This is a genomic window from Prochlorococcus marinus str. MIT 0919, from assembly GCF_027359375.1.
Lineage (GTDB): Bacteria > Cyanobacteriota > Cyanobacteriia > PCC-6307 > Cyanobiaceae > Prochlorococcus_D.
Window position 1 is genome coordinate 964,454 of sequence record NZ_CP114779.1, and the last position, 17,065, is coordinate 981,518.

A 17,065-nucleotide genomic window follows, 5' to 3' on the forward strand; every position below is an offset into this window, starting at 1 on the left:
AAAATGGAAGTTTTTCATCGCTATATGGAGAAAACTCAATAACGGTAATGGGCAAAAGCTTTATTAGCTTCTGCCATTTTATGGGTCTCTTCCCTCTTCCTGACTGCACTGCCAGCTTCATTAGCAGCATCCATAAGTTCACCAGCAAGTTTGTGAGCCATGCTCCTGCCATTTCTGGATCTAGAAAAGTTGACAAGCCATCTCAAGGCCATTGCAGTTCCTCTTTCCTGTCTTACTTCCATCGGCACTTGATAAGTTGCTCCACCAACGCGTCTGGCTCTAACTTCAACTAAAGGAGTCGCATTTTTTACAGCCGTTTCAAATAATTCAATTGGATCGTTACCAGTTCGTTCATTAATCAAACCAAAAGCCTCTGACAAAATCCTTTGAGCAGTTGATTTCTTGCCATGCTTCATAAGCCTCGCAATCATCATTGTTGCCAAACGATTATTAAATTGTGGGTCTGGCAAGACTGGCCTTTTCTCTGCCGCGTTACGTCTAGACATAAGTGATTTTTAAATTTGAATAATTGAGTGAAAATTAATCTTTTTTAGGGGACTTAGCACCATACTTAGATCGTGATTGCCGACGATCTTTTACACCTGCTGCATCCAATGTGCCACGAATAATGTGATAACGAACTCCGGGTAAGTCTTTGACTCTCCCTCCTCTAAGCAATACGACGGAGTGCTCCTGAAGGTTATGACCAATGCCAGGTATGTAGGCTGTTACTTCGAACCCAGAAGTCAATCGCACACGTGCGACCTTTCGCAACGCTGAATTGGGCTTTTTAGGAGTGGAAGTATAGACCCTAGTGCAAACACCTCTTCGCTCTGGGCAAGAGCGCAGTGCAGGTGACTTGGTCTTACGAGTGAGCCGCTTACGCTCAGATCTAATTAGCTGTTGAATGGTTGGCATCGACGATTGGCATGAGGCCAGGAAATGGACCTTTATTCACAAACTTCCACATTACTCGGTCAACCTCCCTAAATAACAATTTTTCTAATTTAAATTGATCAAAAGCACTTATGTTCATAAAGGGCTATTAATTTAAGTAAGCCACTAGAGAATTATTTGGAGCCCTCACAGCGTCAAATAATTTCTTTAACAGGCTTATAGGATCATTTGATACGCCTAGCACTGCTTTTCGATTTGTTTCCCTCAAGCAGACAGTTTAGTTGAATTTATGCCTCTCGACTCCTGTAGTACTAATTTCCCCTACTGCGATAGCAGCTCCCCAGAAGCCTTAACCGGGGAAAGAGATGCTTGTGGAGTTGGGTTCCTAGCGCAGATTGATGGCAATCCAAGTCATTGGGTCTTACAACAAGCTCTACGCGGATTGGAATGCATGGAGCATAGAGGGGGCTGTGGAGGGGATAGTGATTCTGGAGATGGCGCAGGAATTTTATGTGAAATACCTTGGAAATACCTTGAAAATATTTGGCCTTCAGTAAGACTAAGCAATGATAGAGCCTATGGTCTTGGTATGGTTTTCATGCCATCTCATGAAAAGGAAAGAAAGGTTGTAAAAGATATTTTTGTAAAGGAAGCTGAAAGCCTGGGTCTGGTCTCTGAAGGATGGCGAGATGTGCCTATTGATCCATCAGTTTTAGGACCTTTAGCAAAAGAAACAGCCCCATTTATTGAACAATGGCTAGTTGGAGGGTTTGTAACTGAAGACAATCTAGAGGGAACTTTATATCAGTTAAGAAAGAGAATTCAAAAACATTGTCTAGAGGCTTTAGGCGATAAAGCTACTGAAATCTATATAGCTTCTTTAAGTAGCCGAACTGTAGTTTACAAAGGGATGGTGAGATCAGAGGTTCTGTCGGCTTTCTACAAAGACCTCGTTGACCCTAGATTTGAAGTTGCTTTTGCTGTATACCACCGAAGATTTAGCACGAACACACTCCCCAGATGGCAGCTTGCTCAACCAATGCGACTTCTAGGTCACAATGGAGAAATTAATACATTACTTGGGAATCTCAATTGGGCAAAAGCAAGAGAAGTGTACCTAAAAGAAGTATGGGGGAATGCGACAGAAGACTTAAAGCCTATTGTCAATGAGACTTATAGTGATTCGGCAAATTTAGATGCAACTCTAGAATTACTAGTAAGGAGCGGAAGACCAATATCGGAAAGTCTGCTAACACTTGTTCCAGAAGCCTTTAGAGATCAACCTGAACTCAATGAGCAAACGGAAATCAATGCATTCTACGAATACTCAGCCTGCACACAAGAATCGTGGGATGGACCTGCGCTCCTAGTTTTTTCAGATGGTTGTTTAGTAGGTGCGACACTAGATAGGAATGGTTTACGCCCTGCACGGTATTGCGTCACAAAAGACAATTTTGTGATCATGGGCTCTGAAACAGGTGTAGTTGATATTGACGAAGACCGAATTATTGAAAAAGGCAGACTTGGGCCAGGGCAAATGCTTGCAGTAGATCTTACCAAAGGACGTCTACTTCGAAATTGGGATGTCAAAAAAGAAGTTGCTGATAAATATCCTTATAAGAATTGGCTCTTGAAAAATAGAGTAACTCTTAGGCAACAACCTTGGGAGATCAAAGCACATTTCAATCAGCTAGATCTGTTGCAACTGCAAACATCATTTGGTTTTTCAGCTGAAGATTTAGATCTAATTTTGGATGCAATGGCAAGCAGTGCCAAAGAGCCAACTTATTGCATGGGAGACGATATCCCACTCGCAATTCTTTCAAACAAGCCTCATCTTTTATACGACTACTTTAAGCAAAGATTTGCACAAGTCACCAATCCACCTATAGATCCCCTAAGAGAAAAGCTCGTGATGAGCCTTGATATGCATATAGGGAAAAAAGGTTCTCCTCTTTCTCCAAAAGAGAATGCATTCTCCGTCATCCATCTAAAATCACCAATCTTAAACGAGAATGAATTAATTGAATTAACAAAGCAAAATCTCCCCTCAGAAACGTTATTAACGTTAGTTGATATTAACCAAGGTGTACTGGGGTTAAATCAGCGTCTGCAAGAGCTCTGCAATGAAGCAGAAACTGCAGTCAAAAATGGTGTAAGAATTTTAGTCTTATCTGACCGTGGAGTAAGTCCAACCAAAACTTACATCCCTCCTTTACTTGCCGTAGGAGCAGTCCATCATCACTTGCTAAAGCACCAACTACGCCTAGATACATCCATCATTATTGAGACTGCACAGTGCTGGAGTACTCATCATTTGGCATGCCTCATAGGCTATGGTGCCAGTGCAGTATGCCCTTGGTTGACATGGGAAAGTACTAGGCATTGGTGGAATCACCCTAAGACTCAAAAGCTGATTGAAACCAAAAAACTTCCTGGTTTAACCATTGAAAAAGCACAAGGAAATTTAAAACAAGCCCTTGAAGATGGTCTCCGCAAAATCTTGTCTAAGATAGGTATATCTCTTTTAGCTAGCTATCATGGTGCACAGATCTTTGAAGCAGTAGGAATAGGATCGGATATAATTGATTTAGCCTTTAAAGGAACGACTAGTAGAATAGCTGGCCTAAGTCTTAAAGAGTTAGCAATTGAAACTCTTTTGTTTCATGCAAAAGCTTACCCAGAACTAGATCGAAAAAAACTTGAATTTTTAGGTTTTGTTCAATACAGAAGTGGAGCAGAATACCACTTAAATAATCCTGACATGTCCAAAGCTCTTCATAATGCAGTCAAGAAAGGGCCTCAATATGATCACTTCAATACTTACAAATCACTTCTAGAAAACAGACCAGCAACTGCTTTGAGAGACTTACTGACACTACGTCTCACTAAAAAAGCAATTCCTATTGATGAAGTCGAAAGTGTAGAAAATATTTGCAAAAGATTCTGTACCGGTGGAATGAGTTTAGGAGCACTCTCAAGAGAAGCTCATGAAGTCCTAGCCATAGCTATGAACCGGATAGGAGGGAAAAGCAATAGTGGTGAAGGAGGAGAAGATCCAGATAGATTTAAAATCCTTAATGATGTAGATGATCACAGTCTTTCCCAAACGTTACCTAATTTAAAAGGTCTTCAAAACGGAGATACAGCCTGCTCTGCCATAAAACAAATAGCATCCGGACGCTTTGGCGTTACACCTGAATATCTACGCAGCGGCAAGCAGCTTGAGATTAAAATGGCCCAGGGAGCCAAGCCAGGTGAAGGAGGGCAATTGCCTGGACCTAAAGTAGATTCTTACATCGCAAAGCTCCGGAACAGCAAGCCTGGAGTCGCTTTGATATCTCCACCCCCTCATCATGATATTTATTCAATAGAAGACTTAGCCCAGTTAATCCATGACCTTCATCAAGTACATCCTGCAGCAAAAGTAAGCGTTAAACTCGTGGCTGAAATTGGTATTGGCACTATTGCTGCAGGAGTTGCCAAAGCGAATGCAGATGTAATACAGATATCTGGTCATGATGGTGGAACTGGTGCGTCGCCACTTAGCTCTATTAAGCATGCTGGCTTACCCTGGGAATTAGGCTTAACAGAAGTACACCAATCCCTACTCGAAAATGGCTTAAGAAATAGAGTTTTACTTAGAACGGACGGCGGGTTAAAAACTGGCTGGGATGTAGTGATAGCAGCTCTGCTTGGCGCCGAAGAATATGGTTTCGGATCAATCGCAATGATTGCGGAAGGCTGCATCATGGCTCGTATTTGCCACACAAATAAATGTCCAGTAGGTGTAGCAACTCAACAAGAAGCTCTTAGAAAACGTTTTCCCGGCATACCCGAACATGTAGTGAATTTTTTCCTTTTTATTGCAGAGGAAGTTAGGCAAATCTTAAGCACGCTTGGTATAAGAAGACTAGAAGATTTAATTGGAAGAGCAGAGCTCCTTGAACCTAGAGAAATAACTCTTGCGAAAACACAACAAGTCGATTTGTCATCTCTCTTGATACCAGCAAAGTCTTCTAATGATAGATCCTGGCTAAAGCACAATATCAAGCCACATAGTAATGGGCCTATTCTTGAAGACCAGTTATTGAATGATAAGGAATTTTTGAATGCAATGGTCTCTCATGGAACTATTAGTAAAACGCTTCGTATTCTTAATACTGATCGAAGTGTATGCGCTCGAGTATCTGGGGAGATTGCTGAATTGCATGGTAACAAAGGTTTCCAAGGCAAGCTTGAACTAATCTTTAAAGGTTCTGCCGGACAAAGCTTTGGAGCATTCTTATTGCAAGGGATGAATGTCCTGCTAATAGGTGAAGCGAATGATTATGTAGGCAAAGGTATCAATGGAGGCGTACTTACACTAATACCTCCTCCTAATAGTCGAAATTGCTCAACCCAAGTTATTCTTGGGAATACATGCCTCTATGGAGGAACTGGTGGGAAATTATATGCACTCGGCAGTGCTGGAGAACGTTTTGGAGTGAGAAATAGTGGAGTAAAAGCAGTGATAGAAGGAGCAGGTGACCATTGCTGTGAGTACATGACTGGAGGGATAGTGATTGTAATTGGACCTACTGGAAGGAATGTAGGAGCAGGAATGACTGGAGGAGTAGCCTTTCTACTCGATGAAGATCAAAAAGTTCATACTCGTATCAACAAGGAAATTGTTGAGATTCATCAGTTATCTACCAATGAGCAAGAAGAACTTTTAAAGCCTTTACTAAAAGAACATTATGATTTAACAAAAAGTACGAAGGCAGGAATAATTCTCAATGATTGGCATCATTGGAAAAAATTATTTAAGGTAATAGTTCCTCCTAGCGAAAAGGCTCAGGTAGGCTTGGCAACAATCGAAACAGCCGTCAAATAAGTAATGCCGATATTTATCAAAACAGAGAAGTTTTCTAAAAAAACCTCTGCTCTATCGAATGATCAACTCATTAAATCTCTACGGGAGCATAAAGATTGGGTTAAAACTCTAATTTCTTCTGGAGCGAAATTATCAAGTGGCTATTTAGCAGATAGAAATAGAGACCCAGGTGGTGGTGGTTTTCTGGTGTTAGAAGCAACCTCTTTTGAGGAAGCAAAGTCCCTGATTGAGCAAGACCCTATGATCAAAAACAATTTAGTAACTTGGGAGCTGCATGAATGGATACCAGTAGCAGGCAGTTTCTTTAATTAACGTGGGTGGGTAGCCATAAGGCGTTGAACCTCTCCCGCATGGTAGCTGCTACGAGTCAAAGGCGAGCTAACTACCTGCAGGAAACCATATCGACGTTCTCCTTCTCGTTGATATTTCTTAAACTGATCTGGGGTTACAAATCTATCGACAGGTAAATGTTTTGGGCCTGGAGACAAGTATTGACCAATGGTTACAATGTCTACCTTATTATCTCTAAGGTCTTCCAAAACATTAAAAACCTCTTCATCTGTTTCTCCCAATCCAACCATCAAACCTGACTTTGAATATACTTTTGGCCACCCCTCTCTCACGCGATTCAATAACTCTAATGATCTTATGTATTTCCCTTGAGGTCTTGCCCTCTTATATAGCCTAGGAACAGTTTCAATATTATGATTTAGCACGTTTGGCATTGCTTCCATAACAGTTTGCAAGGCATTCCAGTTGCCACAAAAGTCAGGTACTAATAACTCTATTGTTGTTAGAGGAGACTGTCGCCTAACGGATTCAATACACCCAACAAATTGACTTGCTCCACCGTCATTTAAATCATCTCTATTAACTGAGGTAATTACTACATGACGTAATCCCAACCTTGAAACTGCCTCTCCAAGGCGTTGAGGCTCTGATGGATCTAAACTTCTTACACTTTTATCAAAGTCAATATCACAATAAGGGCATGCACGTGTACAACCTGGTCCCATTATTAAGAATGTAGCTGTTCCTCCAGCAAAGCACTCGCCTATATTGGGGCAACTTGCTTCCTGGCATACTGTATTTAATTTAAGATCTGATAACATCTCTGCAACTGAGCCAATCCTCTCATGGAGGGGTGCTTTAACTCGTAGCCATTCAGGTTTGGCCAAAATCATCCTCTCAATAAAAGAACTTTAGAAAGGTTGGCCAAAAAAAACATTGTTGGTATTACTTTAAGATCAATTTAGAGAGAACCCAAAAAAATGAGAGCTTAATTTTTATTGTGATGAGAAGTAAAGGTGAAAAGGGGTTATAGCAAGTGATTATCTGAAGCTTGTAATTGTCAAATCTTAATAGCCTCGTGGTGTAATCAAATGTCCATCTTTTTCAAAAGTAGAACTGTTCCCAACCACTACAACACTAAGCATATCTACTTTGGAAATTGGGAAATCCCCTAATGCAAATATAGAAATAGATTCATTTGTTCTACCCAATTGTCTCGCTAATACGACTGGAGTAGTCACCAACCTATTTTCGAGCATAATTTGCAACGCACTTTCTAGTTGCCAATATCGTTCTTTAGACCGAGGGTTATAAATAGCAACAACAAAGTCTCCTTCTGAAGCTGCCCTAAGACGTGCTTCTATTTTTTCCCATGGGGTCAAGCAATCACTAAGGCTGATTGCACAAAAATCATGCATTAATGGTGCTCCTGTTTTCGCAGCAGCCACCTGCAAGGCTGTAATCCCAGGGTGAACCTCAAAAGAAGGCCTACTTTGCTTTGGGAGCTTCAACAAAAGATCCAAAGCCAACCCTGCCATGCCATAAATACCACTATCGCCTGACGAGATTAAAGATACTTTTACACCTTGCATCGCTAAATTAATGGCTTCTTGACATCGATCCTTTTCAAAAGTCAATGAGCTATCGACCCGCACTTGATCATATCGGCGGAAAGGCTCTAGAAGGTCTAAATAAAGTTTATATCCAACCCAAACTACAGTCCTTGAAAGAGCATGCCTTGCATCACCAGTCAAGAAACTCATTTCTCCAGGTCCGCTCCCAACCAAGTGAAGTTCTCCTCGATGAGGTGCAAAAGGTTCTAATGATTGTGCAACAGCAATAGTTACTGCACCTTCTTGATCTGATTTAAAGATTTGCTTTTCTACTTTCAATATTGCATTTTTCCCAGCAGCCAAAACAGATGCAGCTTCTGCAACTGAATGAGTACCTACTTCCGATTGCACAGCATTGGAAGGATTAGGAACAGAAACCTTTGCCAGTTCTTGCGCTTTATAGAAACGAATAGGAACTCCTATTTGAGCAACAAAAGAAAGTAAAGATTCCTCATCAGACTTAATATCAATACTTGCAAAGCCAGCTATTGAAGATTCTGCCAAGTTGGCTTTCTCAAAAGACTTGCCTAATGCCTCCTGCAAAAGACTTAAAGATGTATTTCGTTCACAACCAACGCCAACCCAAAGGACTGGTGGATGCCAAGAACAATTTTCTGTACGCTTTGAACTAATAACAAAAGAAGGTGACTGCAAATTATCTTGATTCTGATTAGCAACGGACGAATTCAAAGCTCCTTGAGAAGATTGCCATAATTTTGAACCGCAGTCCTGGGTAAAATTTATTGGGGAAAGCGTTGCTTGCTGCATCATCAAGTCATTCCATTTCTTCAAATGACCTTTGCGCTTCCATCCCCATGCATGACCAAAACAATCAATTGCAAGTTTTTGTTGGGTAGCTGAAAAGCCTGTAATAACAGCCTTTCCGCCTAAATCTTCGGATAATTCCAAAGCCAATTGCTCTGCACCTACCTGATGTCCGCCTATTAACGGCAATATATTTTCTGCTCTTGAATCAAGAACTAATACTGCAGGGTCTTTGTCTTTAGTGGTAAGCAAAGGAGCAATTATTCTTACCGCTGCACCAACCGAACCAATAAAAATAAAAATTGCCTTAGGTTCCCAATTTTTACGAAAAATCTCTGATGGAGAATCAATTAATAGTTCTTCAGGAGGTTCTTTTATTCCGGAAACCGCACCTGGTGATAATGCTAAGAAATCTACGTAACCTTTTGATAGAAGCCTTTGAAGCAAGTTCCACGATGAAAAAGAAAGACCAATCGCAATTCGCTTAGAAGATTTAGGGAAAGAGATGATTTCAAAGAGAATTTATAGATATTCTGACCAACTTATGCTTCATAGAAAATTACTTTTCTTTATTTATTGATTTGAGATAAAAAAAGACTCTTTATTACATTTTCGCTCAAAACCCTTTAATGGCAAGGTTTTTAGGAAAAATCAAGCTGGTATTTAAATAAGTGTTTGTTAACAAAAAAAGGTCGCTGGGTAGAACATTTGTTACTTGCACACGTAGTAACTGGCTCACGGATCTATGCTTCCTAAATCAGGCCCTATTTAGGGTCATGTTTTCAGTGCAGGTATGGAATCATCCCTATACCTTGCAAGGAAAACAAGGTGAATCAACACCTGGAACCCATCCCTCGAGGAAATTCTCGATGACCATTAGCCCACCAGAACGTGGGGAGAAAGCCAAAGGAGGAGTACCAACTCCTTACGACCAGCCTGTTGACAGAGGTAATGCCCCTGTCGACTTTGAAAAACTCAACAAACCTGGGTTCTGGTCTTCAAAGCTTTCCAAAGGTCCCAAAACCACAACTTGGATTTGGAACCTCCACGCTGACGCACACGACTTTGATACTCATCTAGGTGATCTAGAAGAGACGAGTAGGAAGATCTTCTCAGCCCATTTTGGCCACTTAGCGGTGGTATTTATTTGGATGAGTGCTGCATTCTTCCATGGCGCACGTTTCTCTAATTACACCGGTTGGTTAGCTGATCCAACAAACGTAAAGCCTGGAGCCCAGGTAGTTTGGCCAGTGGTTGGCCAAGAAATTCTTAATGCTGATTTAGGAGGCAATTACCACGGTCTTCAAATCACATCAGGAATCTTCCAAATGTGGAGAGCCTGGGGCATCACCAGCGAAGTTCAACTAATGGCTCTAGCCATTGGTGCAGTGGTGATGGCAGCATTAATGCTTCATGGTGGCATTTATCACTATCACAAAGCAGCTCCCAAGCTTGAGTGGTTCCAAAAAATAGAACCAATGATCCAGCACCATCAGATAGCTCTGATTGGACTGGGTTCAATTGCGTGGGCTGGACACCTTATACATATAGGTGCTCCTGTAGCAGCTCTGTTAGATGCAATAGATGCTGGAAGTCCACTTGTTGTAGATGGTGTTTCAATTGCAAGTGCAGCTGATGTAACTAATCTTGCACCAAGACTTTGTGACCCATCTGTAGCTAGTCAAATCTTCCCAAGTCTTGCGGGTCGAACAGTTGAAAACTTCTTCACTCTCAATTGGTGGGCGTTTACCGACATCCTTACAAATAAAGGTGGCTTAAATCCTGTTACAGGAAGCCTTTGGATGACAGACATATCGCACCATCATCTAGCATTTGGAGTTTTTGCAATCTTTGGTGGACATATGTGGCGCAATGCTGTTCATGGTGTTGGTCATAGCATGAAAGAAATAATGGATGTCCACAAAGGTGATCCAATTTTATTCCCAGCGCCCAAGGGACATGAAGGCATTTTCGACTTCTTGAGCAATAGCTGGCATGGTCAACTAAGCATTAATCTTGCAATGGTTGGATCTGCAAGCATTGTGGTTGCTCACCATATGTATGCTCTTCCTCCATATCCTTATATAGCTATTGATTATCCAACTGTTCTGGGCTTGTTCACCCATCACATGTGGATTGGTGGTCTATTTATATGTGGAGCTGCAGCTCATGCAGGAATAGCAATGATTCGCGACTATGACCCTGCAGTTCATGTGGACAATGTTCTAGACAGAATGCTTAAAGCTCGCGATGCAATTATCAGTCATTTGAACTGGGTTTGCATGTGGCTTGGATTCCATAGTTTCGGTCTTTACGTTCATAACGACGTCATGAGGGCTTTGGGACGTCCTCAAGATATGTTTAGTGATACAGGCATTCAGTTACAGCCATTTTTAGCTCAATGGGTTCAAAACCTACAGCAAAGTGCTGTTGGTACTGGAGAACTTGTCGGAGCTGGAAATTTACCTGGGAATGTTCTCAGTGAAGTTTTCAATGGGAATGTTATTGAAGTAGGTGGCAAAGTTGCAATTGGGCCAATACCTCTAGGCACAGCTGACTTGATGATCCATCACGTTCATGCCTTTACTATTCATGTAACCCTTTTAATTCTTTTAAAAGGTGTTCTTTACTCCAGAAGCTCAAGATTAATTCCAGACAAAGCTCAGCTTGGTTTCCGTTTCCCATGTGATGGTCCTGGTAGAGGTGGTACATGCCAGGTTTCTTCCTGGGACCACGTTTTCCTTGGACTATTTTGGATGTATAACAGCCTTTCAGTTGTTATCTTCCATTTCTCATGGAAAATGCAAAGTGATGTATGGGGTTTGACAGGTGGGAACTTTGCACAAAGTTCGATAACCATCAATGGATGGCTCAGGGATTTCCTTTGGGCACAGTCTTCCCAAGTCCTAACAAGCTATGGACAACCCATAAGCATGTATGGACTAATGTTCCTTGGTGCTCACTTTGTATGGGCATTCAGTCTCATGTTCCTCTTTAGTGGACGTGGTTACTGGCAGGAATTATTTGAATCTATTGTTTGGGCCCATAATAAATTGAAAGTTGCACCTACTATTCAGCCACGAGCTCTGTCTATTACTCAGGGCCGTGCTGTTGGTGTAGCCCACTTCCTTCTAGGTGGAATTGCTACCACCTGGGCCTTCTTCCATGCCCGCCTTATAGGCCTCGGCTAACTTTTCCTGATCCTCTCCCTCAATGGCAACGAAATTTCCATCGTTTAGTCAGGGTCTGGCACAGGACCCCACAACCCGACGAATTTGGTACGGAATCGCCACGGCTCATGATTTTGAGAGCCATGACGGAATGACCGAAGAACAGCTTTATCAAAAGCTGTTTGCTACCCATTTTGGTCATCTAGCCATTATTGGCTTATGGGTTGCTGGGAACCTGTTCCATATCGCCTGGCAAGGCAACTTTGAACAATGGGTTACTGACCCACTTCATGTTCGCCCAATCGCTCATGCAATCTGGGATCCCCATTTTGGTCAAGGCATCACAGATGCTTTAACTCAAGCAGGGGCAACATCACCAGTAAATATTGCCTACTCTGGTCTTTACCACTGGTGGTACACCATTGGAATGAGAACAAATGAGCAACTATTTCAGGGTGCAATATTCCTAAATATTCTTGTTTGCTGGCTTTTATTTGCTGGCTGGTTGCATCTCCAACCAAAGTTCAGACCTTCACTTGCTTGGTTTAAGAACGCCGAGGCACAGCTAAACCATCATTTAGCAGTTTTATTTGGTTTCAGCAGCATTGCTTGGACTGGACACTTAGTCCATGTAGCTATACCCGAATCCAGAGGGCAACATATTGGATGGGATAATTGGCTATCAGTTCTTCCTCACCCAGAAGGTTTGGCACCATTCTTCTCATTGAATTGGGGAGCTTATGCCCAAAACCCTGATTCCCTAGATGCCGTATTTGGAACTTCCCAAGGAGCAGGTACTGCAATATTTACTTTTCTTGGAGGTCTTCATCCTCAAAGTGAATCTTTATGGCTGACCGATATTGCTCATCATCATTTAGCAATTGGTGTTGTCTTTATCATTGCTGGTCATATGTACCGAAACACATTCGGTATTGGTCACAGTCTTAAAGAAATTACAGAAGCCCATAATACTAGTAACCCCAATGACCCACATACGGGACACTTTGGTATCAATCACAATGGGATTTTTGAGACAGTTAACAACTCTCTCCATTTCCAGCTTGGTTTAGCTCTTGCTTCTCTAGGAGCCGCATGTAGTTTAGTGGCCCAGCATATGGGTGCACTTCCCTCTTACGCATTTATTGCTAGGGACTACACAACTCAGTCAGCTCTTTATACCCATCATCAATACATAGCTATGTTTTTGATGGTTGGGGCTTTCTCCCATGGAGCAATTTTCTTTGTTCGTGACTACGATCCAGAGCTTAACAAGGACAATGTTCTTGCAAGAGTACTGGAGACTAAGGAGGCATTGATTAGTCATTTAAGCTGGGTAACTATGCTTCTTGGCTTCCATACCCTTGGCCTTTATGTTCACAACGATGTAGTAGTTGCTTTTGGTAATCCTGAGAAACAAATCCTTATTGAACCTGTTTTTGCTCAAGCAATTCAGGCATTTAGTGGAAAAGTGATGTATGGCATTGATGCATTACTAGCCAATGCCAATAGTTCAGCCACCTTGGCCGCGAATAGCATGCCAGGTAATCACTATTGGATGGATCTTATTAACAGGCAAGACGCTTTAACTAATTTCCTTCCCATAGGTCCAGCTGATTTCCTAGTACACCACGCAATCGCTTTAGGACTTCATACAACAGCATTGATCCTTATTAAAGGTGCTTTAGATGCAAGGGGTACAAAGTTAATACCAGATAAAAAAGACTTTGGTTACGCTTTCCCATGTGATGGTCCTGGTAGAGGAGGTACATGTGATAGCTCAGCTTGGGACGCAACATACCTTGCAATGTTCTGGGCACTCAATACCATCGCTTGGGTAACCTTCTATTGGCATTGGAAACATCTTGCTATATGGCAAGGGAATGTTGCTCAATTCAATGAATCTGGAACTTACTTAATGGGATGGTTTAGGGATTATTTGTGGCTAAATAGTTCACAACTAATCAATGGATACAATCCCTTTGGCGTTAATGCTTTATCTCCATGGGCTTGGATGTTCCTGTTTGGTCATTTAATTTGGGCAACAGGGTTTATGTTCCTGATTTCCTGGAGAGGATATTGGCAAGAGCTTATTGAAACACTTGTTTGGGCTCATCAAAGAACCCCTATTGCCAATCTTGTTGGCTGGAGAGACAAGCCTGTAGCTCTATCAATTGTTCAAGCTCGCTTAGTTGGACTTACGCACTTTACTGTGGGTAATTTCGTAACCTTTGGTGCATTCGTAATTGCATCAACTTCAGGAAAGTTTGGCTAATAAGCAAACTTAATCAACTAAAAAGAGAGGAAAAGAAAGCCGCCAGATTAATAACTCTGGCGGCTTTTTTTTATTTCTTGAAAGTCCACTTACTTAATTCATCCGCAAAAGCAGGTAATAAATAAGTATCTTTTGCAAGTGCTTTCCCCTCACAAAAAACAACTAATAACATGGGTAAGCCTTTTGGAGTGATAAACCATGCAGCATCATGTCTCGCTTCACTCATTAATCCTGCTTTACTCCATAATTTAGTGCCCTGTGGTAATCCTTCTCCTAAAAAACCATCTATCTGATTCTCAGGATCTGCTTTTCTCTTCACTAGATCTAAAGATCTTGAAAGAAGTTCTCTTAACTTTTTACTAGCTTTAATTGTTAATAGTTCATTAGTCATTATGGCTTCTAAGATTTTCCCTGTTGCGATGGCACTCATAGCATTTCGATTTTCGTTATATTTCCCGTAAAAATCTTTATCACGCCCATATGGTCCATCTGACCATGTTTTCTGAGAGCAATTTAATGATGCCAATTCTTTTAAGTTAAGACTCTTCAGCCAATTATTTACTAGGTTTCTTTGTGATTGCCAAGATTGCCATGCTGAACCTGTTAAAGAGGCTCCACTAGATGTTCCAGTGAGCAAATCTAAAACATAGCTCGTGGCATCATTGCTTGAGAACTTAATCATGTCTGATTGAGCTCTTCTCAACTCATTAGAATCGACAAGCATATCTTGCTGCAACCATACTTCTATGGCACATGCATAAATTAACTTGACTACACTCGCTGGGTAGATAAGTTTTTTATGCATCCAAGCAGCACCTTGGCCGCTGCAAGGTTTAGGGTTTTGACTTTCATAGCTAACCCAAACCAAAGAAATGCTTTTATGGAGGTTAGGCCTTCCTTCCTTAGCAAATCGTTGAAGAAGCTGTCCCAGGAAAGCATTCATCTCTGGATTGGCCCTATAGAACTCCATAGTGCCCCAATAATTCAATGTTTCTCTTAAGAAAGCCTATTACAATAAAGTCAATGACTCCTAATAGCCTCTGGGAGCTAAAAGTTGATGTTAATGGGTATAAAAATAAAGATTTCACAAACAAAGAACTTGTTACTCAGGCGTGTAAAGGTAGAAGTTTCGAAGTAATTGAGAATAAATATGGAAGCACAAATTCAGGAAGAGTGAAAGTTCGATTGCTAGAAGATGGTTATATATGTTGGCTAAATATAAAAGATATTGAAAGTAATTTAAAATCAAAACAAACTTGGAAGCCTTCTTTAATTTCAAAGGCAGAAATACAATCTCAATTGCCTAAAATACTAAAATGGATAGAGAGAGCATCTCACAATAAGAACAAATATCTTTGGGGAGGCACTTTAGGACCTGATTTTGACTGTTCAGGATTAATTCAAACAGCTTTCGCACTAAAAGGTATTTGGTTACCTCGTGACTCATATCAACAAGAACAATTTTGTGAAAAGATTAACTTTAAGCCAAACGACTATGAAGAAGTCATGCCTGGAGATTTGTTATTTTTTGGCAGCAAAGCAAAATGCACACATGTTGGGATATATAAAGCGAAAGGACTGTATTGGCATAGCTCAGGTCCAATTAACGGGCGTAACGGTATTGGTATAGATCAATTGCAACCTACCAATGAAAATCCTATTTCATCTTTTTACCAATCAAAATTACGTAGCATAGGAAGAGTGGTATGTTGCCATGATGGCAGAACATTGCCATAGTTTTTACTCAATTAAAATTTAAATCCTCTCAAGATTTCATTAAATGTCTTCAAGTATAAAAATATCAGTAGTCATCCCAATCTACAATGAAGAGGAAAGTCTTCCTCAATTGGTTAAGGAAGTTCTAGAGGCAATGCGTCCTAATTATGATGAATTCGAAATAGTTTTAGTAAATGATGGTTCTACAGATAAAAGTGCTGAAGTTCTAAGGAAGCTTAGCAAAGACACCCCTGAAATTATTTGTGTTTTGCTTAGAAAAAATTATGGTCAAACTGCAGCTATGGCAGCTGGTTTTAACATATCTTCTGGTGGTGTAATTGTTAGTCTTGACGGCGACTTGCAAAATGACCCTTTAGATATACCTCTCCTGGTTAACAAATTAAATGAAGGTTATGACTTAGTGAGTGGGTGGAGGTATCAACGAAAAGATGCAGAAATAAGGCGTAAGCTTCCATCTAGAATAGCGAATCGATTAATTGGGAAAGTGACAGGAATTCGATTGAATGATTATGGTTGTTCATTAAAAGCTTATAAACGTGAAGTTCTATCAGATGTAAGGCTTTATGGGGAGTTGCATAGATTTCTACCAGTGCTAGCAAATATTGAAGGAGCAAGGATTACTGAGATAAAAGTAAATCATAGATCAAGGCAATATGGGGAAAGTAAATATGGAATTGATAGAACTTTTCGAGTAATGATGGACTTGCTTACTGTATGGTTTATGAATAGATTCCTTACAAGGCCAATGTATGTCTTTGGCTTTGGTGGAATTATTGCAATTTTCGGAAGCCTAATTACAAGTTTTTATTTATTAATTATCAAATTATTCGGAGAAGATATTGGAAGTCGGCCACTTTTAACTTTTGCATTAATCCTTGGGATTGCAGGTGTTCAATTATTTTGCTTTGGATTACTAGGAGAATTATTAATTCGGACATACCATGAAAGCCAAGGGAGGCCTATTTACCGCATTAGAGAAACATTTAGAGGTAAACGAGATACTTTATGAGCTTTTAGAGTCTTAGAAGCATTGCGAAATTTTGTCATACCTTCAGCAGCAGAAATTACTACCAAGCTATCCGAATCTTTTAAGCCGCGCCTCAGTATTGGGAGTACGGAAGCATGTCCCCATTGCTTTGCAATTTGCACTGCATACAATCTCTCTGATGGCCCTAGTGAGATCAAACGGAAAAGGTTTTTCTTCAAAAGCAAACGTTCTTTTGCAGTTCTTGGAGCCGTCCAGTCTTCTAAAAAACAATCAGTTGAGGAAAGTTCTTCGGTTTTAAATTTTTCTTTGACTATGACACGCTCATTTGTTTCAAGAGGAAGTACTTCATCGAAAACACTTCTGAAAAGTATTTTAGGCTTTTTCCCAAGTCCCCATAAGGTCAAACCAACGATGAGAGCTGCGGTTACTGCAAAAAACTGATTCATATATCAATGA

12 protein-coding genes are annotated in these 17,065 nt (G+C 40.8%); 6 read left to right on the forward strand and 6 right to left on the reverse strand.

The genetic code is table 11. The features are described from left to right. Positions 1-35: 35 nt before the first annotated feature. Positions 36-506: a 30S ribosomal protein S7 gene (gene rpsG / locus O5635_RS05395; protein ID WP_036900596.1), complete on the reverse strand. Its 471-nt coding sequence runs from the start codon at positions 504-506 to the stop codon at positions 36-38. A 34-nt stretch (positions 507-540) separates the two neighbouring features. Then, the gene (gene rpsL / locus O5635_RS05400) at positions 541-918 is read right to left on the reverse strand and encodes a 30S ribosomal protein S12 (protein ID WP_036900597.1); all 378 of its coding nucleotides are present in this window, start codon (positions 916-918) and stop codon (positions 541-543) included. 268 nt (positions 919-1,186) lie between these two features. Between rpsL and gltB the strand changes: the two genes are divergently transcribed. After that, a complete protein-coding gene (gene gltB / locus O5635_RS05405; RefSeq protein WP_036900598.1) occupies positions 1,187-5,773 on the forward strand; it encodes a glutamate synthase large subunit in 4,587 nt (1,528 codons plus the stop codon). 3 nt (positions 5,774-5,776) lie between these two features. Next, positions 5,777-6,085 carry a YciI family protein gene (locus O5635_RS05410; RefSeq protein WP_036900599.1) on the forward strand — a complete coding sequence of 103 codons (309 nt, stop codon included), beginning with the start codon at positions 5,777-5,779 and terminating at the stop codon, positions 6,083-6,085. Here O5635_RS05410 and lipA read toward each other — a convergent pair. Together lipA and cobJ are read right to left on the reverse strand one after the other, a co-directional pair. After that, positions 6,082-6,951, reverse strand: coding sequence for a lipoyl synthase (gene lipA / locus O5635_RS05415; RefSeq protein WP_036901057.1), 870 nt, complete (start codon positions 6,949-6,951; stop codon positions 6,082-6,084). The genes O5635_RS05410 and lipA overlap by 4 nt on opposite strands. 180 nt (positions 6,952-7,131) lie before the next feature. Next, positions 7,132-8,889, reverse strand: coding sequence for a precorrin-3B C(17)-methyltransferase (gene cobJ, locus O5635_RS05420; RefSeq protein ID WP_036900600.1), 1,758 nt, complete (start codon positions 8,887-8,889; stop codon positions 7,132-7,134). Between the two features lie 422 nt (positions 8,890-9,311). Between cobJ and psaA the strand changes: the two genes are divergently transcribed. Both psaA and psaB read left to right on the forward strand, forming a co-directional pair. Then, positions 9,312-11,633, forward strand: coding sequence for a photosystem I core protein PsaA (gene psaA, locus O5635_RS05425; RefSeq protein ID WP_036900601.1), 2,322 nt, complete (start codon positions 9,312-9,314; stop codon positions 11,631-11,633). A gap of 22 nt (positions 11,634-11,655) precedes the next feature. After that, a complete protein-coding gene (gene psaB, locus O5635_RS05430) occupies positions 11,656-13,884 on the forward strand; it encodes a photosystem I core protein PsaB (protein WP_036900602.1) in 2,229 nt (742 codons plus the stop codon). A 70-nt stretch (positions 13,885-13,954) separates the two neighbouring features. Here psaB and O5635_RS05435 read toward each other — a convergent pair whose 3' ends face one another. Next, positions 13,955-14,854 carry a serine hydrolase gene (locus tag O5635_RS05435; RefSeq protein ID WP_036901059.1) on the reverse strand — a complete coding sequence of 300 codons (900 nt, stop codon included), beginning with the start codon at positions 14,852-14,854 and terminating at the stop codon, positions 13,955-13,957. A 53-nt stretch (positions 14,855-14,907) separates the two neighbouring features. On the opposite strand from O5635_RS05435, the gene O5635_RS05440 reads away from it, so the two are divergent. Beyond that, complete coding sequence (locus O5635_RS05440; protein WP_241462917.1) at positions 14,908-15,621, forward strand: C40 family peptidase; 714 nt, start codon at positions 14,908-14,910, stop codon at positions 15,619-15,621. Between the two features lie 43 nt (positions 15,622-15,664). Then, positions 15,665-16,630, forward strand: coding sequence for a glycosyltransferase (locus tag O5635_RS05445; RefSeq protein WP_036900604.1), 966 nt, complete (start codon positions 15,665-15,667; stop codon positions 16,628-16,630). Here the strand turns inward: O5635_RS05445 and O5635_RS05450 are convergent. Further along, positions 16,585-17,055 (reverse strand): HEAT repeat domain-containing protein, encoded by a 471-nt coding sequence (locus O5635_RS05450; RefSeq protein ID WP_036900605.1) that lies wholly within the window; start codon positions 17,053-17,055, stop codon positions 16,585-16,587. The genes O5635_RS05445 and O5635_RS05450 overlap by 46 nt on opposite strands. Positions 17,056-17,065: the final 10 nt, after the last annotated feature.

Coding starts and splice junctions, on each gene's coding strand:
- O5635_RS05450 (WP_036900605.1), bottom strand. CDS start 17,055: ATGAATCAGTTTTTTGCAGTAACCGCAGCTCTCATCGTTGGTTTGACC.
- O5635_RS05440 (WP_241462917.1), top strand. CDS start 14,908: ATGACTCCTAATAGCCTCTGGGAGCTAAAAGTTGATGTTAATGGGTAT.
- rpsG (WP_036900596.1), bottom strand. CDS start 506: ATGTCTAGACGTAACGCGGCAGAGAAAAGGCCAGTCTTGCCAGACCCA.
- gltB (WP_036900598.1), top strand. CDS start 1,187: ATGCCTCTCGACTCCTGTAGTACTAATTTCCCCTACTGCGATAGCAGC.
- rpsL (WP_036900597.1), bottom strand. CDS start 918: ATGCCAACCATTCAACAGCTAATTAGATCTGAGCGTAAGCGGCTCACT.
- O5635_RS05435 (WP_036901059.1), bottom strand. CDS start 14,854: ATGGAGTTCTATAGGGCCAATCCAGAGATGAATGCTTTCCTGGGACAG.
- psaA (WP_036900601.1), top strand. CDS start 9,312: ATGACCATTAGCCCACCAGAACGTGGGGAGAAAGCCAAAGGAGGAGTA.
- psaB (WP_036900602.1), top strand. CDS start 11,656: ATGGCAACGAAATTTCCATCGTTTAGTCAGGGTCTGGCACAGGACCCC.
- O5635_RS05445 (WP_036900604.1), top strand. CDS start 15,665: ATGTCTTCAAGTATAAAAATATCAGTAGTCATCCCAATCTACAATGAA.
- O5635_RS05410 (WP_036900599.1), top strand. CDS start 5,777: ATGCCGATATTTATCAAAACAGAGAAGTTTTCTAAAAAAACCTCTGCT.